This is a genomic window from Bacillus sp. FSL H8-0534, from assembly GCF_038005885.1.
GTDB classification, from domain to species: Bacteria; Bacillota; Bacilli; order Bacillales; family Bacillaceae_G; genus Bacillus_A; species Bacillus_A pseudomycoides.
Map to the genome: position 1 here is coordinate 3,696,984 of NZ_JBBOUC010000001.1, position 23,477 is coordinate 3,720,460.

27 protein-coding genes and 1 riboswitch are annotated in these 23,477 nt (G+C 37.2%); of the genes, 20 read left to right on the forward strand and 7 right to left on the reverse strand.

The annotated features are described in order from the left end of the window. Positions 1-9 precede the first annotated feature (9 nt). Positions 10-663 carry a phosphatase PAP2 family protein gene (locus MHH71_RS18580; protein WP_006096503.1) on the reverse strand — a complete coding sequence of 218 codons (654 nt, stop codon included), beginning with the start codon at positions 661-663 and terminating at the stop codon, positions 10-12. A gap of 141 nt (positions 664-804) precedes the next feature. Here MHH71_RS18580 and MHH71_RS18585 point away from each other — a divergent pair, with 141 nt between their 5' ends. The 15 genes from MHH71_RS18585 (at position 805) to MHH71_RS18655 (ending at position 14,436) form a co-directional block, all read left to right on the forward strand. Beyond that, positions 805-1,338 carry a hypothetical protein gene (locus MHH71_RS18585; RefSeq protein ID WP_033799228.1) on the forward strand — a complete coding sequence of 178 codons (534 nt, stop codon included), beginning with the start codon at positions 805-807 and terminating at the stop codon, positions 1,336-1,338. 279 nt (positions 1,339-1,617) lie between these two features. Next, positions 1,618-1,983, forward strand: a complete 366-nt coding sequence (locus MHH71_RS18590; RefSeq protein ID WP_003201715.1) for an arsenate reductase family protein — start codon at positions 1,618-1,620, stop codon at positions 1,981-1,983. Between the two features lie 41 nt (positions 1,984-2,024). Next, entirely contained in the window at positions 2,025-2,408 is a 384-nt protein-coding gene (gene gcvH, locus MHH71_RS18595) for a glycine cleavage system protein GcvH (RefSeq protein ID WP_006096504.1), read from the forward strand. A gap of 449 nt (positions 2,409-2,857) precedes the next feature. Continuing rightward, positions 2,858-3,202, forward strand: a complete 345-nt coding sequence (locus MHH71_RS18600; RefSeq protein ID WP_000263236.1) for a toprim domain-containing protein — start codon at positions 2,858-2,860, stop codon at positions 3,200-3,202. Between the two features lie 3 nt (positions 3,203-3,205). Next, a complete protein-coding gene (locus tag MHH71_RS18605; protein WP_003201723.1) occupies positions 3,206-3,514 on the forward strand; it encodes a thioredoxin family protein in 309 nt (102 codons plus the stop codon). Positions 3,515-3,666: 152 nt separating this feature from the next. Beyond that, entirely contained in the window at positions 3,667-4,011 is a 345-nt protein-coding gene (locus MHH71_RS18610) for a hypothetical protein (protein WP_018782774.1), read from the forward strand. 125 nt (positions 4,012-4,136) lie between these two features. After that, positions 4,137-4,246, forward strand: a riboswitch (SAM riboswitch). Positions 4,247-4,511: 265 nt separating this feature from the next. Further along, a complete protein-coding gene (locus MHH71_RS18615; protein WP_003201726.1) occupies positions 4,512-5,537 on the forward strand; it encodes a methionine ABC transporter ATP-binding protein in 1,026 nt (341 codons plus the stop codon). Beyond that, complete coding sequence (locus MHH71_RS18620) at positions 5,530-6,195, forward strand: methionine ABC transporter permease (RefSeq protein ID WP_018782775.1); 666 nt, start codon at positions 5,530-5,532, stop codon at positions 6,193-6,195. Before MHH71_RS18615 ends, MHH71_RS18620 begins: the two co-directional genes overlap by 8 nt. Positions 6,196-6,274: 79 nt before the next feature. After that, entirely contained in the window at positions 6,275-7,084 is an 810-nt protein-coding gene (gene metQ / locus MHH71_RS18625) for a methionine ABC transporter substrate-binding lipoprotein MetQ (RefSeq protein WP_018765000.1), read from the forward strand. A gap of 235 nt (positions 7,085-7,319) precedes the next feature. Continuing rightward, complete coding sequence (gene sufC / locus MHH71_RS18630; RefSeq protein WP_000929159.1) at positions 7,320-8,105, forward strand: Fe-S cluster assembly ATPase SufC; 786 nt, start codon at positions 7,320-7,322, stop codon at positions 8,103-8,105. A 15-nt stretch (positions 8,106-8,120) separates the two neighbouring features. Next, a complete protein-coding gene (gene sufD, locus MHH71_RS18635) occupies positions 8,121-9,413 on the forward strand; it encodes a Fe-S cluster assembly protein SufD (RefSeq protein WP_003201733.1) in 1,293 nt (430 codons plus the stop codon). Beyond that, positions 9,413-10,633: a cysteine desulfurase SufS gene (gene sufS, locus MHH71_RS18640; RefSeq protein WP_006096509.1), complete on the forward strand. Its 1,221-nt coding sequence runs from the start codon at positions 9,413-9,415 to the stop codon at positions 10,631-10,633. Before sufD ends, sufS begins: the two co-directional genes overlap by 1 nt. Beyond that, on the forward strand, positions 10,623-11,054 hold the full coding sequence (gene sufU, locus MHH71_RS18645) for a Fe-S cluster assembly sulfur transfer protein SufU (RefSeq protein WP_018782777.1): 432 nt from the start codon (positions 10,623-10,625) through the stop codon (positions 11,052-11,054). Before sufS ends, sufU begins: the two co-directional genes overlap by 11 nt. 48 nt (positions 11,055-11,102) lie before the next feature. Beyond that, positions 11,103-12,500 (forward strand): Fe-S cluster assembly protein SufB, encoded by a 1,398-nt coding sequence (sufB, locus tag MHH71_RS18650; RefSeq protein WP_003201740.1) that lies wholly within the window; start codon positions 11,103-11,105, stop codon positions 12,498-12,500. Between the two features lie 397 nt (positions 12,501-12,897). Then, positions 12,898-14,436, forward strand: a complete 1,539-nt coding sequence (locus tag MHH71_RS18655; RefSeq protein WP_340724735.1) for a thiol-activated cytolysin family protein — start codon at positions 12,898-12,900, stop codon at positions 14,434-14,436. Positions 14,437-14,500: 64 nt separating this feature from the next. Here MHH71_RS18655 and MHH71_RS18660 read toward each other — a convergent pair whose 3' ends face one another. Then, on the reverse strand, positions 14,501-14,794 hold the full coding sequence (locus MHH71_RS18660; protein ID WP_141522328.1) for a hypothetical protein: 294 nt from the start codon (positions 14,792-14,794) through the stop codon (positions 14,501-14,503). Between the two features lie 194 nt (positions 14,795-14,988). On the opposite strand from MHH71_RS18660, the gene MHH71_RS18665 reads away from it, so the two are divergent. The 3 genes from MHH71_RS18665 (at position 14,989) to yunB (ending at position 17,543) form a co-directional block, all read left to right on the forward strand. After that, complete coding sequence (locus tag MHH71_RS18665) at positions 14,989-16,380, forward strand: bifunctional metallophosphatase/5'-nucleotidase (RefSeq protein ID WP_078211796.1); 1,392 nt, start codon at positions 14,989-14,991, stop codon at positions 16,378-16,380. Between the two features lie 67 nt (positions 16,381-16,447). Next, positions 16,448-16,750 carry a YunC family protein gene (locus MHH71_RS18670; RefSeq protein WP_003201652.1) on the forward strand — a complete coding sequence of 101 codons (303 nt, stop codon included), beginning with the start codon at positions 16,448-16,450 and terminating at the stop codon, positions 16,748-16,750. 55 nt (positions 16,751-16,805) lie between these two features. Continuing rightward, on the forward strand, positions 16,806-17,543 hold the full coding sequence (gene yunB, locus MHH71_RS18675; protein WP_003201655.1) for a sporulation protein YunB: 738 nt from the start codon (positions 16,806-16,808) through the stop codon (positions 17,541-17,543). Between the two features lie 158 nt (positions 17,544-17,701). Here yunB and MHH71_RS18680 read toward each other — a convergent pair whose 3' ends face one another. Further along, positions 17,702-18,700: a M23 family metallopeptidase gene (locus MHH71_RS18680; RefSeq protein ID WP_003201657.1), complete on the reverse strand. Its 999-nt coding sequence runs from the start codon at positions 18,698-18,700 to the stop codon at positions 17,702-17,704. A gap of 190 nt (positions 18,701-18,890) precedes the next feature. On the opposite strand from MHH71_RS18680, the gene lipA reads away from it, so the two are divergent. After that, positions 18,891-19,787: a lipoyl synthase gene (gene lipA / locus MHH71_RS18685; RefSeq protein WP_003201659.1), complete on the forward strand. Its 897-nt coding sequence runs from the start codon at positions 18,891-18,893 to the stop codon at positions 19,785-19,787. Positions 19,788-19,884: 97 nt separating this feature from the next. On the opposite strand, the gene MHH71_RS18690 is transcribed toward lipA, so the two are convergent. The 4 genes from MHH71_RS18690 to MHH71_RS18705 all read right to left on the reverse strand — a co-directional run bounded on the left by MHH71_RS18690 (position 19,885) and on the right by MHH71_RS18705 (position 22,558). After that, complete coding sequence (locus MHH71_RS18690) at positions 19,885-20,361, reverse strand: YbaK/EbsC family protein (RefSeq protein ID WP_003201661.1); 477 nt, start codon at positions 20,359-20,361, stop codon at positions 19,885-19,887. A 19-nt stretch (positions 20,362-20,380) separates the two neighbouring features. Next, positions 20,381-21,091: an N-acetyltransferase gene (locus MHH71_RS18695; protein ID WP_006096417.1), complete on the reverse strand. Its 711-nt coding sequence runs from the start codon at positions 21,089-21,091 to the stop codon at positions 20,381-20,383. A 28-nt stretch (positions 21,092-21,119) separates the two neighbouring features. Further along, entirely contained in the window at positions 21,120-21,689 is a 570-nt protein-coding gene (locus MHH71_RS18700; RefSeq protein ID WP_033799720.1) for a histidine phosphatase family protein, read from the reverse strand. A gap of 89 nt (positions 21,690-21,778) precedes the next feature. Continuing rightward, complete coding sequence (locus MHH71_RS18705) at positions 21,779-22,558, reverse strand: YhfC family intramembrane metalloprotease (protein ID WP_033799205.1); 780 nt, start codon at positions 22,556-22,558, stop codon at positions 21,779-21,781. Between the two features lie 167 nt (positions 22,559-22,725). Between MHH71_RS18705 and MHH71_RS18710 the strand changes: the two genes are divergently transcribed. Further along, positions 22,726-23,460: a MerR family transcriptional regulator gene (locus MHH71_RS18710; protein WP_033799206.1), complete on the forward strand. Its 735-nt coding sequence runs from the start codon at positions 22,726-22,728 to the stop codon at positions 23,458-23,460. Positions 23,461-23,477: the final 17 nt, after the last annotated feature.

The window sequence follows — 23,477 nt, forward strand, 5'->3', positions numbered from 1 at the left end:
CTTTTTTGTTTACATTTTATAGGTTTGTCTCGCAGGAATTGTAATTGTGTCTTTTCGGTTTACTAGTAAAAGCTGCACACCGAAGTATAGCGTGCTTGCAACTGCCATACCGGAAACGGCATCTAAGAAGGCATGTTGCTTTGTAAATAACGTCGATAAAATAATAAGTGAGCCAAAGAAAGTAAGAATGTAATATTCCCATCTGTGCTGTTCTCTTCGCTTATAAGCCGCTAACATAATCACAAATGTTGTGAGAACGTGGATGCTAGGAAAACAGTTTACAGGTTGATCAATACTATATATATAGCGAACTAAGTCAGAAAATACATCTGTCCCTACTACTGTTGGACGTGGTACGGTTGTTTGCCAAAAGTAGTAAATCGAAAAGCACGTAAGCTTTCCTAGGATAACGCTGCTTAATGTTACATAATATTGTTTTCGATCTTTAAAGCAATAATAAATGAGTGCGCCGTATAAGTATGGGAACCAAATTAAATACGGAATAATAAATGCCTTCACAAATGGAATCCAATCATCAACTACTGTTGTAACATCAACAGCATGAACACCAGATTTATTCAGTACATCGTAAAGGGGACTTACGAGTACGAGTAGAAGTATATAACTTAATGGAAGAAAAGATGAAAGTTTATATTTTTTCATGACTATCTCCTAGTGTTTAGTAATGTAAGTAAATCCAGTTGATTATAATATAGAAAATCAAAATGGGCTATCGATTTCACTTACATTTTTTTGTATTAACCTTACATTTTTGTCACTTGACTTTTAATGGGAGGATGAGATATGAAACGTTTGCTTGTTTTGTTGGTTCTTATATTGTTATGTCTCGTGGGAGCTGGATGTGCAAAGAATAAGGATGTGCCATCTGCTTTAGAGTATAGCGGGAGAGCGCTTGTAATTGGAGTTATCGGTGAGGCGCCAAAGGATACATTTAGAAACATAAAGTTTGTGAAGGTGAATTTAGATCAGATAAAAGAGAAATCAGAGAAAGTCGACGGATTTCTCGTTATGAAAGAATATTTTCAAGAAGCATCAGAAGAAAAATATACAGAGCTATTTTTAGGATTAAAAAAGCCAGTGTTTTTTATCGGTTTAAAGGATAAGCCATATTTGATTTTTATAGAAAAAGATTTGGATTATAACAATGCACCAACAGATAAAGCAATGATGTATACACAAGGATTTGTAAATCTAGGAAGTAGTGAAGGGCAGTATTGGGGCACTGGTTTATACAATGATACGATTTCGGAGCAAAGTATTCATAATATGTATATATACGTATTTCAAACGATTGCAGATTATTTGAGCAGGCATTGAGAAGCTCCGGACTAGGGGCTTTTTATTTTTTAGTTATTTAAATAAACGTTTGTTTAAGATGTATGTTCGGTCTAAATGATACATAATGAATGAAGAGGGGAAATTTTTATATTTATTTTTTTATATATTATTTTTCTTTAAATGGCGGAAAATAAGGAAAATTTGCAGGATAAAAGAAAATTGTCGCGAAATAAGTTAAAGTTTGGAGAAGAATCGTTTGAAATAATAAAACGTTTTCTATATGATAAAGGTAAAGGTTAGTAAAAAGTAGGTGAATTTATGGCAGTAACATTTTATTCATATCCAAAGTGTGGAACATGTCAAAAAGCAAAAAAATGGTTTGAGGCAAACGATGTAGCATATGAAATGATTCATATTGTTGAAAATCCACCATCAAAAGAAGATTTGCGTAATTTACATGCGAAAAGTGAATTGCCATTAAAAAAATTCTTTAATACAAGTGGAATGCGTTACCGTGAACTTGGCTTAAAAGATAAGTTAAAAGATGCAAGTGAGGACGAAATGTTTGAGCTATTAGCATCTGATGGCATGTTGATTAAACGTCCAATCGTAACAGATGGCACGAATGTAACACTTGGTTTTAACGAAGAGCAGTTTGAAAGTGTGTGGAAAAAGTACCAATAAGGTATTTTTACATAATTAATACATTCACTGGAGGTACAGTCATGAGCATTCCAAATCATTTACGTTACTCTGAAGAACACGAATGGGTAAAAACTGAAGGCAACGAAGTTGTTATCGGTATTACTCATTTTGCACAAAGTGAGTTAGGCGATATCGTATTCGTTGAACTTCCTGAAGTAGGTGCAACAATTGAAGCTGACGAGCCATTCGGAAGCGTAGAATCTGTTAAAACAGTTTCTGAATTATACGCACCTGTAAGTGGTAAAGTTGTGGCAGTAAACGAAGAATTAAGCGACCAACCAGAACTTGTTAACGAATCTCCGTACGAAGGTGCATGGATGGTTAAGATTGAACTTTCTGATGCAAGTGAAGTAGAGAAGTTATTATCTGCAGAACAATACGCAGAAATGACAAACCAAGACTAATTTTAGTCGAGATAAAAAGGACAGCCTATGTGCTGTCCTTTTTATTTTTCATTGCGTAAAAGGACACCTTCTGTGCTAGAAGCTTCATCCCCCCCACATTCTGAGCGAGCCGCCTGCGCTTTTCTTTTAATCCAGCTCCAGCGGCAAGGATGCTCGGTGGCTTCCCTTCTTCCTACGAGGCAAAAAAGCGCCTTTACGTCAGGAATTCCAACGTCCTTCTGTTCTGAGCGAGCCGCTTCCACTTTTCTTTATCCAGCTCCGCCTCATAGTCCTTCATGTCTAAGAACCTTCCGCACAAGAAGACAAAAAACGCCTTCTGTGCGAAAGAGCCTTAGCCAACAGGGCTAAACAGTTTCACAAAAATAAACAGGAAACAACATGAAAAGAACGAATATACTATATACTAAAGTAAGGTTGTTTTATAGTATATGGTGATCGGGTGATGACATATGGTCTATGTAGAGAAAGTCATTATTGTCGAAGGAAAATCAGATAGAAGAAAGATTGAATCTATTATTCGCGAACCAGTGGAAATTGTTTGTACAAATGGTACAATTGGTTTGTCGAAAATGGATGAACTCATTGATCAGTTTTTTGATAAAGAAGTATATGTGCTAGTGGATGCTGATGCTGCAGGTGAAAAGCTCAGAAAACAATTTCGTAAAGAATTTCCGCAAGCTGAGCATATTTACATTGATCGTTCGTATCGTGAAGTGGCAACTGCTCCTTCTAATCATTTAGCGAACGTATTATGGGGAGCTGACATTGACGTTTATACAGAATATTTACGGTAAGGAATGATAGAAGTGATTGACTGGACAGGTGCTGAAGCTACAGCTTTAATAGCAGACCAAGAAAAAACAGTGTTATATGTATATACACCGATGTGTGGAACATGCCAATTAGCAAAGAAGATGTTAACAGTTGTAGAAGCTACTATATCTAATTTGGAAATAGGAATGCTAGATTTAAATTACGCTCCGCACTTAGCGCGAGAATATGAGGTAGAAAGTGTACCTTGTTTACTCGTATTTGAGCGGGGAACACTTATGAAGAAAATATATGCATTTCATTCAGTTGAATATTTATATACGGAATTACAGTAGGCGGCAATGTTTTTGCCGCCTCGACATATTTCTTGGGAAATACGCCTGAAAGATAGAAGTGATACGTTATTTGTCGAGAGAAAGTAACAGGATTGCCCTTTAAGAAGATGGAATGGTATTTAGTAGAAAGTGATATGAAGGATGTGATTAGAATGGGATTATATTCGTTGCTTCAATCATTTGTAACGTATGCCAATAGCCAATATCATTTAGAGCCACTTCTACGGCAAGGAGAAAAAATAATTAATATCCGTTTGGGAGCTGAGTGTTATTCACTTCAAATCTCAAGAGAGTATATACAAATTTTGAAAGGAACCGAGGGAACAGAACAAATTGTTTGTTTTGGGGAGGAAGACCTACAGCGATTAGTTACTGGGAATATTCGGTTACAAACTTTAATTAATAATGGGCGTGTACACTATTCTGGAACGTATCGCACGATGCTATTATTTGAATCAGTGTTTCATATATGTAAACCAATGCCGGTAGGTGCTTAATATTCCGAAGTTTCGTTTTTTGTGAAAATTCCTGTTGACATAGTGGGTGTATATTGATACAATTCAATTCATAAAATATAGACAATTTCATAAATTTCAAATCAGACGAAAATTGAATCTGATTTCTCTTATCAAGAGAGGTGGAGGGACTGAGCCCTATGAAACCCGGCAACCGTCAACTTTTATGTTGAAATGGTGCCAATTCCTGCAAAGCAAATGCTTTGAGAGATGAGAGAAAGGGATAATGTTGATATACGCATATAAACCTTTCTGCTCATTCTAGAGGCAGAAAGGTTTTTTTGTTGTTTGAATGAGGAGGATGTTCGAATAATAAAAAGAGCCGCTTATGCGTTTTAAGAAATCTAGCTCCAGCGGCTAGAACATTCGGTCGTTTCACCCCTTCCTGCGAGGTGAAAAGCGCCTCTATGTCAGGGGTTCCAACGCCCTCTTGTTCTGAGCAAGCCGCTTGCGCTTTTTAAATCAAAAAGGGGTGATACACCATGATTCTATTAGAGAATGTAAAGAAGATATATAAGTCAAAAAGCGGTGATGTCACTGCTGTGGATAACGCCAATTTAAAAATAGAGAAAGGTGAGATATTTGGTGTTATCGGATATAGTGGTGCTGGGAAAAGTTCTTTAATTCGATTGTTTAATCAATTAGAGAAGCCAACTTCCGGACAGATTACGATAGCTAATCGAGTTATTTCCACAATTACAGGGAGTGAACTTCGAAAGGCAAGACAAGAAATTGGAATGATTTTTCAGCATTTTAACTTACTGTGGTCACGAACTGTACGTGAAAATATCGCTTTTCCACTTGAAATTGCAGGTGTAGATAAAGTGCAGCGAAGAAAGCGTGTGGATGAGTTGATTCATCTTGTTGGATTAGAAGGTAGAGGTGATGCGTATCCATCTCAATTGAGCGGCGGGCAAAAGCAACGCGTTGGGATTGCAAGAGCATTAGCGAATAATCCAAAGGTGCTCTTGTGTGATGAAGCGACATCAGCACTTGATCCAGAAACCACAGATCAAATTTTAGATTTACTATTAGATATTAATAAACGTCTTGGATTAACAATTGTACTGATTACACATGAAATGCATGTGATTCAAAAAATTTGTAATCGTGTTGCGGTAATGGAAAAAGGAAAAATTGTGGAGACTGGTCCTGTACTAGATGTATTCCGTAATCCACAGCAGGAGATTACAAAGCGTTTTGTTAAGCAAATAACAGATTCTGAAGATGCGGATGAAGCAATTGAACATTTAGCAGAGAAGTATCCGGAAGGCAAGGTTGTAAAGTTGCAATTTATTGGTGAAGTAGTAGAAAGACCTGTCTTGCAGGAACTTATGAAGCAAGATGGCGTGGAAGTAAGCATTCTGCAAGGGAACATTGCACAAACGGCAAACGGGGCGTATGGAAGTTTAATTGTCCACTTAAATGGTGCTGAAGATGTGGTTGCAAAAGCAATTGCGACGATTCAACAAGAGCAAGTCGAGCTGGAGGTGATTGCACATGGATAATTTGTTTCAAAATGTCGATTGGGACAAAATGCTAGAGGCTACGGGAGAAACGTTATACATGACGGCAGTTGCCGCGTTTGCAACGTTTGTCTTAGGTCTTATTTTGGGATTGCTACTGTTTCTGACAGGAAAAGATAATCTCTGGGAAAACAAGCCAGTTAATATTGTAATTGGTGCGTTTGTAAATATTTTTCGTTCGATCCCGTTTATTATTTTAATCATTTTACTTATTCCATTTACGAAGCTTCTTCTAAACACGATTCTCGGTGCAAGTGCCGCATTACCAGCATTAATTGTTGGGGCAGCACCGTTCTATGCGAGAATGGTCGAAATCGCACTTCGTGAAATTGATAAAGGTGTCATTGAAGCATCAAAGGCGATGGGAGCAAAGACAAGTACAATTATTTTAAAAGTACTTATACCAGAATCTTTGCCAGCGCTTGTTTCCGGGATTACGGTAACAGCTATTGCGCTTGTCGGTTACACAGCAATGGCTGGAGTGGTCGGAGCAGGTGGACTTGGTACACTTGCTTATTTAGAAGGGTTTCAGCGCAATAATAGTGATGTAACGCTTATGGCAACAATTCTTGTACTTGTGATTGTATTTATCATTCAAATGCTTGGTGACTTGCTCACGAAGCGTCTTGATAAAAGATAAAGAGAAGTCTTCGTGTAAGACGAAGACTTCCTATAGATTTTTAATTTTGAATATTGAAAAAAAGAAAGGGTGTCATAACATGAAAAAGGTATTACTTTCAGCACTTCTTGCTGTATTTGTGTTTGCATTAGCTGCTTGTAGCGGCGGAAAAGACGAAAAGAAACTTGTAGTTGGTGCCTCTAACGTACCGCATGCAGTTATTCTAGAAAAAGCGAAACCAATCTTAGAGAAAAAAGGGATTAAATTAGATATTAAGCCATTCCAAGATTACGTATTGCCAAATAAAGCACTAGCTGATAAAGATCTTGATGCAAACTATTTCCAACATATTCCGTATTTAGATAAAGAGATTCAAGAAAAAGGATACAAATTTGTAAACGCAGGGAAAATTCATTTAGAGCCGATGGGGATTTACTCAAAGAAATATAAAAACTTAAAAGATCTTCCAAACGGCGGAACAGTGATTATGAGTAATAACGTATCAGAGCGTGGACGTATGTTAGGACTTCTGCAAAAAGGCGGCGTTATTAAACTGAAAGATGGCGTAGATATCGTCAAAGCGACAGAAAAAGATATTGTGGAAAATCCGAAAAACTTGAAGTTTAAAACAGATGTGGAGCCAGGTCTTACACCAAAATTATATGAGAACAACGAAGGTGACGCATTATTCATTAACTCAAACTATGCAATTGATGCAAAATTAAACCCAACAAAAGATGCAATTGCTCTTGAAGGATCAGAGTCTCCTTATGCAAATATTATTGCGGTTCGTAAAGGTGACGAAAATAGAAAAGAAATTAAAGAGCTTGTAGAAGTGCTACACTCAAAAGAAATTCAAGATTTTATTAAGAAAGAATATAAGGGCGCTGTACTTCCAGTAAGTGAATAGGCGTAGGAAAGGGCTAGGAAATTTCTAGCCCTTTTTTCTTTATATATAAGAAGAAAAGTGTATCATAATAGGATGTGAGGGAAATGATTATATACATTTGTGAAAAAATTGTTACATTTTCTCAGCGTTTGCGATATCATTTTATTTGATATAAAATTAGAATGAGAATAAAATGAGAATGTGAATGTTTTAGGAATTTTTAAAATGTATATAGAGGATTAATGGAGGTATTGAGATGGCTGGTTCTACATTAACGGTTAAAGACTTACATGTATCAATCGATGGTAAAGAAATTTTAAAAGGTGTAAACCTTGAAGTAAAAGGTGGAGAAATCCACGCAATTATGGGACCTAATGGAACAGGTAAATCAACTTTATCTTCTGCAATTATGGGTCACCCAAAATATGAAGTGACAGAAGGAAGCATCATCATCGACGGTGAAGATGTATTAGAAATGGAAGTAGATGAGCGCGCACAAGCGGGTCTATTCCTAGCAATGCAATATCCAAGTGAAATTAGCGGAGTAACAAACGCTGACTTCTTACGTTCTGCAATTAATGCACGACGCGAGGAAGGCGATGAAATTTCTCTTATGAAATTTATCCGTACATTAGATAAAAACATGGAATTCCTAGAAATGGATCCAGAAATGGCACAACGTTACTTAAACGAAGGTTTCTCTGGCGGTGAGAAAAAACGTAACGAAATTCTTCAATTAATGATGATTGAGCCAAAAATCGCAATCTTAGACGAAATCGACTCTGGTCTTGACATCGATGCATTAAAAGTTGTATCTAAAGGTATTAACGAAATGCGCGGCGAAGAGTTCGGCTGCCTAATGATTACGCATTACCAACGTTTATTAAACTACATTACTCCAGACTTCGTTCACGTTATGATGAACGGTCGCATCGTTAAATCTGGTGGCCCTGAGCTTGCACAACGTCTAGAAGCTGAAGGTTACGACTGGATCAAAAAAGAATTAGGTATTGAAGACGAAACAGCAGAGCAAGAAGCGTAAGAGAGGAGCATAAATATGACAATCGGTACATTACCTTTCGATCAAGAAACAATCCGTCAGCGCGCAAGCGAAGTAAACGAAGCTGCTTGGTTGACTGAGTTCCGCTTACAAGCTCTTGCACAAGCAACTGAACTTCCAATGCCAACGCCTGATAAAACAAAAATCGATAAATGGGACTTTATCGGAAAAGGCCACACTGCTAAGCAAGAGCCTGTAAGTTCTTTAACTGAACTTCCAGAAGCAGTGAAAAATTTAATTGATGAAAATAACAGCGTACTAGTACAACGTACAGGTACAACTGCATTTGTTTCTTTAGCTGATGAAGCAAAAGAAAAAGGTGTTATTTTCACAGATATCGTAACAGCTGCAACTGAGCATGCTGAATTAGTACAAAAGTACTTAATGAAAGACGGCGTGAAAGTGGATGAGCATCGTTTAACAGCACTTCATGCAGCATTAATCAACGGCGGTGCATTTGTATATGTTCCGAAAAACGTTGTTCTTGAAACACCACTTCAAGCTGTATTCTTAGTAGACGGCGAAGAAGCAAATGTATATAACCATGTATTATTTGTAGCTGACGCGAACAGTTCTGCAACATATGTAGAAAACTACGTAGCAAATGAAACTGTTACAGGTATTGCAAACATCGTGGCAGAAGTAATCGTAGAACAAGGTGCACAAGTGAAATTTGGTGCAGTTGATCTATTAGCGAAAGATGTAACAACTTACGTAAACCGCCGCGGCGTTGTAGGACGTGACGGCCGTATTGAGTGGGCATTAGGTCTTATGAATGACGGAAATACAATTTCAGAGAATGTAACGAACTTAATGGGCGACGGATCATTTGCTGATACAAAAACAGTAACAATTGGCCGTGGTAACCAAACACAAAACTTTACAACTAAAGTTGTTCACTTCGGTAAACACTCTGAAGGATTCATTTTAAAACACGGTGTACAAACAGATAGCGCAACATCTATCTTTAACGGAATTGGTAAAATTGAACACGGTGCATCTAAATCAAATGCACAACAATCTTCTCGCGTTCTTATGTTAAATGAGAAAGCTCGCGGCGATGCAAACCCAATTCTTCTAATTGACGAAGACGATGTAATGGCAGGTCACGCAGCTTCTGTAGGCCGTGTAGATCCAGTACAACTATACTACTTAATGAGTCGTGGTATTCCGAAGAAAGAAGCAGAACGTTTAGTCATCCATGGATTCTTAGCACCTGTAGTGAATGAGCTTCCAATTGAAGGAGTAAAAGCACAGCTTGTTGAGGTAATTGAAAGGAAAGTTCGCTAATGGATATTCATGAAATACGCAAACAGTTTCCAATTCTTGATCAAAAAGTGAACGGCAAACAACTTGTTTATTTCGATAGTGCAGCAACTTCTCAAAAGCCAATTCAAGTCATTGAAACGTTAGAACGTTACTATAAAGAATACAATTCTAACGTGCATCGCGGTGTTCATACGCTCGGTACGAAAGCTACCGATGCGTATGAAGGTGCACGTGAGAAGGTTCGCAAGTTTATTAACGCGAAATCAATGGAAGAAGTTATTTTCACGCGCGGAACAACAACTGCATTAAATACAGTAGCAGCAAGCTATGGCCGTGAAAATGTAAAAGAGGGCGATGAAATCGTCATCTCTTACATGGAGCATCATAGTAATATTATTCCGTGGCAACAAGTTGCGAAGAAAACAGGCGCAACTTTAAAATATCTTCCGCTTCAGCCAGACGGAACAATCTCATTAGAAGATGCACGTCAAACAATTACACCGAATACAAAAATCGTTTCTATTATGTATGTGTCTAACGTACTTGGAACGATTAACCCTGTAAAAGAAATTGCAGAAATCGCTCATCAAAATGGTGCAATCATGGTCGTTGACGGTGCACAAAGTACACCTCATATGAAAGTGGATGTACAAGATTTAAACTGTGATTTTTACGCATTATCCGCTCATAAAATGTGCGGGCCTACAGGTGTCGGCGTATTATATGGTAAGAAAGAATTGCTAGACAATATGGAGCCAATTGAATTTGGCGGCGAAATGATTGATTTCGTAGACTTACAAGATTCTACGTGGAAAGAGCTTCCGTGGAAGTTTGAAGCAGGTACACCGATTATCGGTAATGCGATCGGACTTGGAGCGGCAATTGATTTCCTAGAAGAAATCGGTCTTGATAATATTGAAAAGCATGAACATGAATTAGCGCAGTACGCTTTAGAAAGACTATCAGAAGTAGATGGCGTTACAATTTATGGACCAAAGCATCGCGCTGGTCTTGTTACATTTAATATTGATGAAGTACATCCGCATGATGTAGCAACAGTATTAGATGTAGAAGGCATTGCGGTTCGTGCAGGACATCACTGTGCACAACCGCTTATGAAGTGGCTAAAAGCTTCTTCTACAGCACGTGCAAGCTTCTATTTATATAATACAAAAGAAGAAATTGATACATTTGTTGAAGCGCTAACGAAAACAAAGGAGTATTTCACAAATGTCTTTTAATAATTTAGATACGTTATATCGTCAAGTTATTATGGATCATTATAAAAATCCTCGTAACCATGGCGTGTTAGATGATAGTGTTACAGTTAATTTGAACAATCCAACTTGCGGCGATCGTATTCAACTTACGATGAAAGTAGAAGAGGGAATTGTTAAAGAGGCGAAGTTTGAAGGAGAAGGTTGTTCGATTTCTATGTCTTCGGCTTCGATGATGACGCAAGCAGTAAAAGGAAAGAAAATTGAAGAAGCACTTCAGCTTTCTAAAATTTTCTCTGATATGATGCTAGGAAAAGAGTATGATGACAGCGTAGATTTAGGAGATATTGAAGCATTACAAGGCGTATGCAAGTTTCCAGCACGTATTAAATGTGCAACATTAGCTTGGAAAGCGTTAGAAAAAGGCTTAAACGAAGATAAGTAATGTTACAGGTTCCTAAACACGAGGTTATCTAAGGAGGGACATACCAACATGGCGAAGAAACTGCCAGATATCGGCGATTATAAATATGGTTTCAAGGATAAAGACGTTTCGATTTTCCGTGCAGGACGCGGCTTAACAAAAGAAATCGTTGAAGAGATTTCACGTATGAAAGAAGAACCACAGTGGATGTTAGACTTCCGTTTAAAATCACTGGATAAATTCTACGAAATGCCAATGCCACAATGGGGCGGCGACTTAAACGACTTAGATTTCGATGAAATTACGTACTACGTAAAACCATCTGAGAAATCTGAGAAGTCTTGGGATGAAGTACCTGATGAAATTAAAGCGACATTTGATAAATTAGGTATTCCAGAAGCTGAGCAAAAATATTTAGCTGGTGTATCTGCACAGTACGAATCTGAAGTTGTATACCACAACATGAAAGAGGACCTAGAAGCTCTAGGAATCGTCTTCAAAGATACAGATAGCGCATTAAAAGAGAACGAAGATATTTTCCGTGAGCATTTCGGAAAAGTAATCCCACCAACTGACAACAAATTCGCAGCATTAAACTCTGCAGTTTGGTCTGGTGGATCGTTCATCTACGTTCCAAAAGGTATCAAAGTTGATACACCGCTTCAAGCGTATTTCCGTATTAACTCTGAAAATATGGGACAATTCGAGCGTACGCTTATTATTGTAGATGAAGGCGCACATGTACACTACGTAGAAGGTTGTACAGCTCCTGTTTACACAACAAATTCACTGCACAGTGCGGTAGTAGAAATCATCATTAAGAAAGATGCATATTGCCGTTACACTACAATCCAAAACTGGGCAAACAACGTATACAACCTAGTTACAAAACGTGCTGTTTGTGAAGCAAACGCAACGATGGAATGGATTGATGGTAACATCGGATCTAAATTAACGATGAAATACCCAGCAGTTATCTTAAAAGGCGAAGGCGCTCGTGGTTTAACATTATCTATCGCGATTGCTGGTAAAGGCCAACACCAAGATGCTGGTGCGAAAATGATTCACTTAGCACCAAACACATCTTCAACAATCGTTTCTAAATCGATTGCGAAACATGGTGGTAAAGTAACGTACCGTGGTATCGTACACTTCGGACCAAAAGCGACAAACTCTCGCTCTAACATCGAATGTGATACGTTAATCATGGATAACCAATCAACATCTGATACAATTCCTTACAACGAGATCAAAAACGATCACGTTTCACTTGAGCACGAAGCGAAAGTGTCAAAAGTATCAGAAGAACAATTATTCTACCTAATGAGCCGCGGTATCTCTGAGCAAGAAGCTACAGAAATGATCGTAATGGGCTTCATTGAGCCATTCACTCGCGAACTTCCAATGGAATACGCAGTTGAAATGAACCGTCTAATCAAGTTTGAGATGGAAGGTAGTATCGGTTAATTTAAAAGTAGAAGCGCCCTGTTTACAGGGCGCTTTTTTAATTGGATGAAAATATATCAATCGTTTCTCCCGATATATCGGTGTTATTTTTGAAATAACGGTGTTTTGACACGATATAAAGACCTTGCGACGATGTTGGACATGTGAAAAGCCGCTGAAAAACTATCTAGTTTGAGTAAGTGAAAAAATTTTATCAATATACAAAAATTAAGATTTTATGATATAATTTTTTAAAAAAGGAGGTGAGTATTTTAAGAGTTCTAAACCATGTTGAAGGAATAAAATTACTAGTGTGTTTATTAGTTGGTTTATGTACTATTAATTATTCGTTTATTTCCTTCGCTGAAACATAAACAAGTAATTTAGCTGATGCAACAAAATTATTCTAAAAAAGGAGTTGAGTTTTTTGAAAATTAAAAAAAGTATTAAAGGAATAAAATTACTAGCATGTTTATCAATTGGCTTATGCACTATTAATTATTCTTCTATTTCCTTCGCGGAAACAAAAACAGGTAATTCAGCTGATGCAACAAAAAAAGCTATTGACATTGATACTGGCATAGCAAATCTTAAGTATAATAATCAAGAGGTTTTAGCAGTAAATGGTGATAAAGTAGAGAGTTTTGTTCCGAAAGAAAGTACAAATTCAAATGGTAAATTTGTAGTAGTTGAACGTGAGAAAAAATCACTTACAACTTCACCAGTCGATATTTCGATTATTGATTCTGTGGCTAATCGTACTTATCCAGGAGCAGTACAACTTGCAAATAAAGCTTTTGCGGATAATCAACCTAGTTTGTTAGTAGCTAAGAGAAAACCTTTGAATATTAGTATAGACTTACCTGGCATGAGAAAAGACAATACAATTACTGTCCAAAATCCTACATATGGTAATGTGTCTGGAGCAGTAGATGAATTAGTATCTACTTGGAATGAAAAGTATTCAAAAACACATACGTTACCTGCAAGAATGCAGTATACAGAATCTATGGTGTATAGTAAATCTCAAATAGCAAGTGCTCTTAATGTTAACGCTAAATATCTTGACAATGCACTGAACATTGATTTTAAAGCGATTGCAGATGGAGAGAAAAAAGTGATGGTTGCGGCATATAAGCAAATCTTTTATACCGTAAGTGCAGAACTACCTAACAATCCATCAGATCTTTTTGATAATAGTGTTACTTTTGGTGAGTTAACTCGTAAAGGGGTAAGTAATGCGGCTCCGCCTGTTATGGTTTCAAATGTAGCTTATGGTAGAACAGTTTATGTGAAATTAGAAACATCATCTAAGAGCAAAGATGTACAAGCTGCTTTTAAAGCCTTAATTAAGGGTCAAGGCGTTGAAGCGAGTGGACAGTACAAAGATATTTTTGAAGACAGTACCTTTACCGCTGTAGTATTAGGCGGAGATGCAAAAGAGCATAACAAGGTTGTTACAAAAGATTTTAATGAAATCCGAAATATCATTAAAGATAATGCGGAATTAAGTTCTAAAAATCCAGCATACCCAATTTCATATACAAGCACTTTCTTAAAAGATAACGCAACTGCTGCTGTTCATAACAATACAGATTATATTGAGACTACAACTACAGAATATTCTAGTGCTAAAATGACGCTTGATCATACTGGTGGATATGTTGCTCAATTTGATGTATCTTGGGATGAATTCTCATATGATCAAAATGGAAAAGAAGTACTAACCCATAAAACTTGGGAAGGAAACAACAGAGACAGAACTGCTCATTTCAATACAGTTATACCACTTCCGCCGAATTCAAAAAATGTAAAAGTTGTAGCAAGAGAATGTACAGGTCTTGCATGGGAATGGTGGAGAACAATTATTAATGAACAAAATGTTCCATTAACAAATGAAATGAAAGTTTCAATTGGAGGAACGACATTATACCCAAGTGCTAATATTAGTCATTAGTTAAAAGTGAAGCGCCCTGTTTACAGGGCGCTTTTTTTACTTGGGCGTAAATATATCGGCGCTTTTACGGTTCCCTAAATCCAAATGCTCCAATAAGAACAGGGATGAGTAATATGAAAATAACAGCTAGAAGTGGAACAAAAATACCGACAAACTTCCATTTGCTTGGTTCGTTCTTGTTTATAGCTATCATGCTGAATATGAGGCCGAGGATGATGCAAGCGGTGCTAATAAAAAAGAAAATGATTGGTAAAAAACTTAAATTTGCTGCAAGGGCATAACTGAGTGAAAATGAAACAACTCCAGCTAATGTAACCCACAGAGAGAGAAAGCTATATTTGTTAAACAAAGGAATCACCTCCATACATCCATTTTAGTGTGGAAATTTTCTAATTAAAAGGTATCTTTTTGCTTTTTTCCCCAATCAGAGTACAATGTAAAATAGCAAGAAAAGGCGAAAAGTATTTACAGGATTATTGCAAGTAGATAGCGTAAAAGGCAGTAAGGAATTGAGAGGAGGTTTTTTCTCTGGATATAAATAAAGAAACAATCATTCACCTTTATCATACAAACGATATACATAGTCATTTTGAAAACTGGCCGCAAATTTCTCGGTTTGTACAAGAAGAGAAAAAGCGCAGACAGAAAGCAGGAGAATCTGTTTTTACATTAGATATTGGCGATCATGTGGATCGTTTTCATCGTATAACGGAAGCAACGAATGGAAAGGGCAATACGAAATTATTAAACGAAGCGTTATATGATTATGTAACGATTGGAAATAACGAAGGAATTACATTAGCGAAGGAGCATCTTGGACATTTATATGATGAAGCGAATTTTGAGGTGCTTGTAGCTAATTTATTTGAAAGAGATGGAACGTGTCCTAATTGGGTAAAACCGTACAAGTTGCATACAACTGCAGATGGAGTTACAATCGCTTTTATCGGCTTAACGGTAGCTTATCCAGAGTTCTATGAAATGCTGGATTGGCATATTGAAGATCCGATTGCACATTTGGAAGTAATTTTAGAAGAAGTGAAAGAAAAAGCTGATGTTACTGTCGTTCTTTCTCATCTTGGAAAGAATGCAGATGAGTATATGGCAGAGCATTATGATATTGATGTTATTTTAGGGGCACATACGCATCATTTGTTTGAGCGTGGTGTTCTTGTGAATGGGACTTTGCTTTGCTGTGGAGAAAAGTGGGGGCATTATGTCGGACATGTTCAGCTAACGGTGGATCTAGAGACAAAAAGAGTGACAGAAAAGGATGGGAGAGCGATTCGTACAAATCGTCTGTCAGCTTACGGAGAGTCATTGCCGACGATTGAAGCGTTAGAGAAAGAAAGCGAACTCATTATGGCAGATCCGATTGTTGAGTTAAAAGAACCATTGCCGATTGATTGGTTCCAGGAGACACAAATTTCCCGTATGTTAGCAAGTGCATTAAAAAAATGGTGTAATGCGGAAATTGGGATGGTCAATGCGGGTGTGTTATTAGAAGGATTAGAAGAAGGAATTGTAACGCGCGGAGATATCCACCGCATTTGTCCACATCCTATTAATCCATGTGCACTAAAAGTAAAAGGAAAAACATTACGAGATGTTATTTTAAAAGCACGTCGTTCAAATATGGAACAACTTGAGGTGAAAGGCCTTGGTTTTCGTGGGAAAGTTATGGGGAAAATGATTTATGATGGCCTGGAAGTTACATTAGATACGATTCCTGGAAATAAAATTTTACTCGAAGATGTATTGATTAATGGAGAATCATTAGAGTTAGAACGTATATACACTGTCGGAACGATTGATATGTTTACATTCGGGTACTTATACCCAGAACTATCCACACTTTCTGAAAAACAATATTATATGCCAGAGTTATTGCGAGATGTGTTAACAGAGATGTTGATAACTTATACATCTTCCATCAAACTATAGGCTAGTTAACCTGTAACACTCATTTTTCTCTTTTCATAAAGATAAGAAAGAGAGGAGTGTGTGAACTATGGTTAATGTGGAACCAATTATCATTGATAACTATACGTTTATAGCGGTTAGCGTAAAGCTTCCGAAAACAAATTTGCTGGCTGTTATGAGCGATAAGGGATATATTATGTGTGGAGCTTTAGATGTCGGTCTATTAAACGAGAAGTTAGGGGACCGAGGTATTATTGCTGGCCGCGCAGTTGGTGTGAGAACGATTGAGCAGCTTCTTGAAGCGCCGCTTGAATCGGTAACGACTGAAGCCGAGGCTCTAGGCATTCCAGCAGGAACAATTGGAAAAGATGCTTTATTAAAAATGATATAAGTATATATCGTCCCTCTTTCTTGCATAGAAATGATATAAGAAGGAGGGTTTTTTTATGCGTACATTTCGTCCAAAAGCTTCGCGTTTCCGAAAAGGCCCACTCCCCTTTCGGCATGTACTACTCATTTCGTTTATCATTTTTTTATTGTTAACTTTACAAGGATTCTGGATTGTGAATAAAAGTATTCAACCTACATTAATAAAATATGGAGAAACGCAGACACATAAAATGGCAACGGTTGTGATGACGAAAGCGGTAAAGGATCGAATTAAGGAAGGGTTTGATGTGGATTCATTAATGAAAGTACAAAACGATAAGAATGGAAGAGTATCCACAATCGATTTAAATACAAAGCAAGTAAATGAGATTTTGACATCGACTACTGCATACATAGAGAAATATTTGCATCAAGTGGAGAAGGGGGATATGAAGGCACTCGGTCTTCCAGAAGAGAGCGGAGTGTCAATGTCTGTTCCTCTTGGACGCATAACGGATAATGCACTCCTTGGTAATTTAGGGCCGAATATTCCGATTGATTTTACAACAATTGGTCATGTGAATACGGATATTAAGCAAAATGTAAAACCGCATGGAATTAACAATACAGCGATTGAAGTTGTTATGGAAGTACAGGTTACGCTACAGGTAATTATTCCATTTCGTACAAAAGAAATTACAGTAAAACAAAATATCCCAATTGCAACGCGAATTGTACAAGGAGAGGTACCATCTTATTATGGAAGCGGCGGAGTTGTTATGCCAGATAGTAAAGGGAAGAAAGCGGATGATTAAATCATTCGCTTTTTTATGTTTTATTGGTTTTTTAAGCTAACGCTAAAAAATATGGAAAATTTTATCGGATAAAGCAAAGGATTAACAAAATATGTATTATAACGGATGAGTAAGTTTGAAAAGACATTATAGGACCTAAAAGGAAACAACCGTAGCAATTAGCTACGGTTATTTTTTAAATTCGCACGTTCTTTCCGCTCCCATAAACTTAAATGCATATACGGATCAAAAGCCCATTCTGTATACCCGTTGTCTTTATATAATCCAAAGTGCAAGTGTGGTGGGAACTTTCCAGCTGTACCAGGAGGTCCATAACCTGTGTTACCAACGAAGCCAAGAACGGTTCCTGGCTCTACAATTTGTCCTAGCTGTATTTCTTTAGAAAAGCCACCTAAATGTGCGTAATAATGATAATTGTTATATAAATCACGAATGCCGATGCGCCAACCACCAAGGCGATTCCAACCTTTTGTTTCAATAACGCCGTAGCAGGTAGATCTTACTGGTACACCGTGCCTTGCGAAAATATCGGTGCCTTCATGAATACGTCTTCCTCCAAAACTCCGCCCAGCGCCAAATGTACTACGGTAGCTATTGTCGCTATGGACAGGAAGAGGGAAAGCATTCCCTTCTAAGTTAATACGACCATAGTGCTTATAGATTCGAGCATATTCGGTAATTAATTCAACCGTTTTTGCACGTCTATAATATTCCCAGAGCATAATTTTAATACGGTCTTCTGAAGTCCCTTGCTTTTTTATAATAGTTGCCATTGTATGCAAAAGGTCTCGGTCGTTATTTGCATTTGCAATTCCATCTTTATCGCCATCTAAACCAATCCCCCCAAACAGAGAAATCGTGTGGGGAAGAGTATCGTTAGTAGAACCATTGGCAGGTCCAGCCCACATTTCTGGTTTAAAGTAAATTGATATGATAGCATCGGGCTTTTTCGGAATATCTTTTCTTACGCTCCGTATATTGCGTTCATATTGATCAATTGCGGCTAAGTAATACCATGGAATATTAGCATCTTTTTCAGTTTCTTTATATAGTGTCATGCGCTTTTCGTATATTTGATTTTGATTCACTTCACCATAGGCAATGCCTTGCCCAAGAAGAAAACAAATAGAAAGCAATAAGGCAATCTTTCGAGGCATGAAAATAAACTCCTTTCACAACATCACTCTTTCTAGTGTGGGATATACGAGATATTTCATTATAGTAAATCATTGGTAAAAATTCTTGGAATCTTCATTTGAGCAAATCGCTTTCATACGTTAGAATAGATATGTTACATTGAAAGAAGCGAACACGGTAAACTATTTCATATTGTGCGGAGTTGATAACATGACAAAACAAACAGAATATAAGCGCAAGCCCGAATGGTTGAAAATTAAGTTAAATACAAATGAAAACTATACAGGCTTAAAGAAAATGATGCGTTCTAAGCAGCTGCATACCGTTTGTGAAGAGGCGAAATGTCCGAATATTCACGAATGCTGGGCTGTAAGAAAAACAGCAACGTTTATGATTTTAGGTGCGGTTTGTACACGTGCTTGTCGTTTTTGTGCGGTTAAAACAGGCTTACCAACGGAGCTTGATTTACAAGAGCCAGAACGCGTAGCAGATTCTGTAGTACACATGGGCTTAAAACACGTTGTTATAACAGCGGTTGCACGTGATGATTTGAAAGATGGCGGAGCTGCTGTTTTTGCTGAAACAGTGCGCGCTGTTCGTCGCAAAAATCCATTCACGTCTATTGAAGTACTGCCATCTGATATGGGCGGGGTAGAAGAAAATTTAAAAATGTTAATGGATGCAAAACCGGATATTTTAAACCATAACATTGAAACAGTACGTCGATTATCTGACCGAGTTCGCGCTAGAGCAAAATATGATCGTTCCTTAGAGTTTTTACGTCGTGCGAAAGAAATGCAACCTGATATTCCAACTAAATCTAGCATTATGGTGGGACTGGGTGAAACAAGAGAAGATTTAATTGAAGCAATGGACGACTTACGTGCGAACAATGTGGATATTTTAACACTTGGACAATACCTACAACCATCTAAAAAACATTTACCAGTTATTAAATACTACACACCAGCTGAATTTGCAGAGCTAAAAGAAATTGCTCTTAGCAAAGGATTTAGCCACTGTGAAGCTGGCCCGCTTGTTCGTTCTTCTTACCATGCAGATGAGCAAGTACGTTCTGCAAAAGAAAATACAGCACAAGCAAAATAATAGTAAAAAATCCTTCTTAGCATGAAAACTAAGAAGGATTTTTTTACTTCAAACACAACTAAATAGGAAACAATAAAGGAAGTTTTACCGCAGTTTTTCAATTTGTTTTTCTATATTCTAAAACGGTATTTTGACATGTGGATAAAATCTTTTTCAATTCTTCTGTGGATAATTCAATTGTAAATTCCGGAACACCCGGTGTAATTAAAATTTTGTCATAGGCATAGACGGAACTATCCACAATAATTGTTACATTCTGTGAATAGCCAAAAGGAGCGACGCATCCCGGAATACATCCTGTTTGTTCTCTTAGTTCATCAGGTGAACAAATTGATAAGCGCTGCCCCGTGATTTCCTTCATTTCGTTTCTCTCGAGACGAGTTCCTTCCAATGTGAAGAAAACGTAATAGGATCCAGATTTTGATTTTAAAAATAAGCTTTTACTTGGAGCACCCTGCAAGCCAAGGCGTTCACGAACAACACGATCTGTCTCATAATCGAGAACTGGTTCATGTTCAAATTTTTCATAAGAAACATTTGTCTTATGTAATAAAGAGATTACTTCTTCGTACATATTTTTGTAATGCTCCTTTCTATATTTGCTGCATGTTCATCATGATTTTTTCAAATTTTTTTGCACTTAAAATTTCATGTGTTAAAAATTCTCCGTTATAAAAAGCTCCATATGTCGTGAAGGCACAAGGAGCATGCTGCGCATCTTCTCGCGATGTCAACTGAATGCATTTGAAAGGGATGTGATATTGCTGAGTGATATTGGCCAATTCTTGATGAATGTAATAATCAGTATAAGGACACTGATTTGTATAATAGACAACCAAGCCGTTTTGATTTGGAATCTTCATGTCCTTGGCGCTTGCTGTGAAATGTGGTGAAGGAGCATTTGGATCAAGTTTGTATACAAGTAATTCAAAATAAGGCGGTGCTGTATCACATACTTGAAACCCTTTTTTCTTTAAGTAGCCGCCATCTGATAAATAGGGGCGTTTTTTCTTGCTTGAAATAACAACGATTCCATGCTTTCCTTTCGCTTTAGAATCTTGCATACATTCTTCTAAGAGCTGTGCACCATAGCCTTGCCCTTTAAAACGCCCCGATACCCAAAAGCAATTGATGAATGTGTATCCTGGTGCAGAGATAGGCACCCATGCATACTCAGCCGGAATGTGTTCAATGAACACCTTTCCTTTTACATCTAGCTTTTTAAACATAAGTCCTTCTTCAAATCGATCCTTTAGCCACTCTTTTTTTAGCTCGACACCACGTTTCACTTTTTTGTCTGACATTGCACAGCAGATATGTTCTTGTTCAATATTATCTCGTGTAACAATTTTCAACGGTCTTTCCCCACAATCTGTGGATTGTCGTTTGTTCATCAATTGTAATTTCGTAAATATCAGGATTGCTTAAGTTTTTCCATTCTAAAAAACCAATCCGATTATCAAAGTACTTTAAAATGAGCGTTAATAAATTTCCATGTGTAACAAGTAATGTTACTTGGTGTTCTTGTTGTAAAATATCTTGAATAAGCGATGCAACGCGGTCCATCGCTTGTTTTGTTGACTCTCCGCCTAAAAAGGCAATATCTATATTTGTAAAAGTATATTCTAGTTTCTGTAGCCAATCTTTCATTGGATTATTGCTTAATATGCGTTCCTCTAGGCGCTCATCTTCGCCTACGGGTAGATTGGTTCGTAATGCAAATGGTGCAATGGATTGAATGGCTCGAGTGAAAGGGCTTGAAATAATGGACTCTATTTGCAGGTTATTTTGTATGAGAAAATCAGCAAGAAAGTGTGCTTGCTTTTCTCCTGCAATTGTTAGTGCTGCATCTCGTTCTTGTCCAGTTGCTGAGCAGTGACGTACTGCGATAAGTTTTTTCAAAATCCATCCCTCATTTTTTAAGTTGACCATACATACTTCGACAAATAGGAAAAAAATCCTCTATACAAAAAAAGCTAAGCCGCATGGACTTAGCTTTTTTCGGATTCAATTGTTAATTTGTCTTTCATTTTACGAATAAGAATGAAAGCGCAAATCGTAAAAATAAGCGTGATTCCTTCTGCAACAAATATGTTGATAACTTGCTTTTGATAAAGAGCTGCAAAGAAGTCTATAAATGCATGGAACAAGCCGGCATATATAACAAAAATATATTTCTTATGTTTTACGCCGTATAATACAAGCATTGAGAAGGCGATTTGTAAGACCAAAGCTAAGATTCTTTCTAAGCTACCAAGTAGGTAGAGATAGGAAGGAGTGCTAAGTAATAAATCTTGCACTTGACTGAGCTGAGGGGCCTTTTCAATAAGTTTTGAAAAACTTCCATTATTGATTGAAATAGCAAAGTATAGAGTTTGAAGACTAGCTAGAGCCCCAATTGAAATAGATTCAATCCCTCCGTGTCCAATTCCATATGCTAAACCATCTTTATATTCTTGATATTTCTTAAGTAAATAGAAGAAGGCTATGAATCGACCTGCTTCTTCAAAGATAGCGGCAGTAAGTCCACCATAGATGGCATAAAGAAATGGGTTTTTCAATATTTCCGATGTTGTTGGATTGCCCAGCATAAATACGTGAAAAGGTGTTTCGAGAATTTGTGAAAATCCAATAAAGATAAGAACCCCAACACCAACAACTTTCCAGTTTATATGATATTTTTTTCGAAAATAAATAAGTACAATAATTGGAACTAGAACCGAAATCGCTAGTTGCACAATCATACTGGTAATTACAGCATTTGAAACCATATTTTTCACCGCTTTCTAATATATGTACATATATATTATGCCTGAATTTTAAGGGAATGTGGAGTGGAGGAGTTTTTAGTCATAAAAAACACATAATTTAATAATCATTTTTTATTGACTCTCATGTTACGTAATACTTTATTGTATGTATGAAGGGAGGCGAAACAATGACAATGAGGGTAAAAGAAGTAGCTGATTTAGTTGGTATTAGTGTGCGCACACTGCATCATTATGATGAAATTGGGTTGTTAACCCCAGACGAGACGACAGAGTCAGGGTATCGTCTGTATTCCAATGAAAATCTAGAGACATTGCAGCAAATTTTATTTTTTAAAGAGCTTGGCTTCCCTTTAAAGAAGATTAAGGAAATTATCATGAGCCCTTCATTTGACCGGGAAGAAGCGCTTCAATTGCATAAGAAAATGCTGCTCGAGAAGCGAGCTAGACTGGATAAGGTGATTGCGACAATTGATAAGACAATTAAGCATACAAAAGGAGAGATTCAAATGACGAATAAAGAAAAATTTGAAGGATTTGATTTCAGCCAAAACCCATATGAGCAAGAAGCACGTGAGAGATGGGGAGACGAAGCTGTGGATAAAGCGAATAAGACAGCAGCTGGCATGCCTAAAGAAAAGCAAGAAGAGTTTAATGGCATTTATAGAAAGCTGGCTACACTTCGAAATGGCGCGCCTGATTCTAAAGAAGCACAAGAAGCAATCCAAGAATGGTACGATTACTTGCAAAACTTCGGTCAATATTCATTAGAGACATTCAAAGGATTAGGTCAAATGTATGTAGATGATGAACGTTTTATAAAAAATATTGACCAATTTGGAGAAGGTTTAGCACAGTTTATGTGCGATGCAATGGCGGTATACGCAGATAACCGTAAAAAATAAAAAAGATGGGGCTGTCT

Coding starts and splice junctions, on each gene's coding strand:
- MHH71_RS18620 (WP_018782775.1), top strand. CDS start 5,530: ATGGATAATTTGTTTCAAAATGTCGATTGGGACAAAATGCTAGAGGCT.
- sufU (WP_018782777.1), top strand. CDS start 10,623: ATGTCTTTTAATAATTTAGATACGTTATATCGTCAAGTTATTATGGAT.
- sufC (WP_000929159.1), top strand. CDS start 7,320: ATGGCTGGTTCTACATTAACGGTTAAAGACTTACATGTATCAATCGAT.
- sufB (WP_003201740.1), top strand. CDS start 11,103: ATGGCGAAGAAACTGCCAGATATCGGCGATTATAAATATGGTTTCAAG.
- MHH71_RS18580 (WP_006096503.1), bottom strand. CDS start 663: ATGAAAAAATATAAACTTTCATCTTTTCTTCCATTAAGTTATATACTT.
- MHH71_RS18690 (WP_003201661.1), bottom strand. CDS start 20,361: ATGTACGAAGAAGTAATCTCTTTATTACATAAGACAAATGTTTCTTAT.
- MHH71_RS18615 (WP_003201726.1), top strand. CDS start 4,512: ATGATTCTATTAGAGAATGTAAAGAAGATATATAAGTCAAAAAGCGGT.
- MHH71_RS18590 (WP_003201715.1), top strand. CDS start 1,618: ATGGCAGTAACATTTTATTCATATCCAAAGTGTGGAACATGTCAAAAA.
- MHH71_RS18695 (WP_006096417.1), bottom strand. CDS start 21,091: ATGTCAGACAAAAAAGTGAAACGTGGTGTCGAGCTAAAAAAAGAGTGG.
- MHH71_RS18670 (WP_003201652.1), top strand. CDS start 16,448: ATGGTTAATGTGGAACCAATTATCATTGATAACTATACGTTTATAGCG.
- MHH71_RS18680 (WP_003201657.1), bottom strand. CDS start 18,700: ATGCCTCGAAAGATTGCCTTATTGCTTTCTATTTGTTTTCTTCTTGGG.
- MHH71_RS18600 (WP_000263236.1), top strand. CDS start 2,858: ATGGTCTATGTAGAGAAAGTCATTATTGTCGAAGGAAAATCAGATAGA.
- sufS (WP_006096509.1), top strand. CDS start 9,413: ATGGATATTCATGAAATACGCAAACAGTTTCCAATTCTTGATCAAAAA.
- MHH71_RS18710 (WP_033799206.1), top strand. CDS start 22,726: ATGACAATGAGGGTAAAAGAAGTAGCTGATTTAGTTGGTATTAGTGTG.
- lipA (WP_003201659.1), top strand. CDS start 18,891: ATGACAAAACAAACAGAATATAAGCGCAAGCCCGAATGGTTGAAAATT.
- MHH71_RS18610 (WP_018782774.1), top strand. CDS start 3,667: ATGGGATTATATTCGTTGCTTCAATCATTTGTAACGTATGCCAATAGC.
- sufD (WP_003201733.1), top strand. CDS start 8,121: ATGACAATCGGTACATTACCTTTCGATCAAGAAACAATCCGTCAGCGC.
- MHH71_RS18585 (WP_033799228.1), top strand. CDS start 805: ATGAAACGTTTGCTTGTTTTGTTGGTTCTTATATTGTTATGTCTCGTG.
- metQ (WP_018765000.1), top strand. CDS start 6,275: ATGAAAAAGGTATTACTTTCAGCACTTCTTGCTGTATTTGTGTTTGCA.
- MHH71_RS18605 (WP_003201723.1), top strand. CDS start 3,206: ATGATAGAAGTGATTGACTGGACAGGTGCTGAAGCTACAGCTTTAATA.
- yunB (WP_003201655.1), top strand. CDS start 16,806: ATGCGTACATTTCGTCCAAAAGCTTCGCGTTTCCGAAAAGGCCCACTC.
- gcvH (WP_006096504.1), top strand. CDS start 2,025: ATGAGCATTCCAAATCATTTACGTTACTCTGAAGAACACGAATGGGTA.
- MHH71_RS18705 (WP_033799205.1), bottom strand. CDS start 22,558: ATGGTTTCAAATGCTGTAATTACCAGTATGATTGTGCAACTAGCGATT.